At 50.9% G+C, this 269-nt stretch carries 1 pseudogene; it reads right to left on the bottom strand.

Going from position 1 to position 269, the window contains the following annotated elements:
• Positions 1-227, bottom strand: a pseudogene (locus tag AAEZ05_RS28790) (argininosuccinate lyase); the annotation flags it as partial.
• Between the last annotated feature and the right edge of the window lie 42 nt (positions 228-269).

Raw genomic sequence — 269 nt, 5'->3', positions numbered from 1 at the left:
ATCGACCAGTTAAACTCACCGGCTTCAATCTCACGTAGTACTTGTTGTAGACCGTCAATAATAGTCGCAACGTCCTCGGCGCTCAAGATATCGCACTCTTTAAGCATGGTGGCATGCGCACTCGAGCCTTGAATATCATGACGGGCAAAACGTTGGTCAAAACCAACCGAAGCGGTGAAGGCGGCAACGAAGCTATCAGTCGCTTCACTAAAGCGTCCGCCCCACATCTGTTGGCCTTGGCTGTTTTGTGGCGCTGCGTTTGTTATAGG

The sequence above is a fragment of the Pseudomonas sp. HY13-MNA-CIBAN-0226 genome (genome assembly GCF_040310305.1).
GTDB classification, from domain to species: domain Bacteria; phylum Pseudomonadota; class Gammaproteobacteria; order Pseudomonadales; family Pseudomonadaceae; genus Aquipseudomonas; species Aquipseudomonas gregormendelii.
This window is presented reverse-complemented; position numbering and strand designations above follow the sequence as displayed.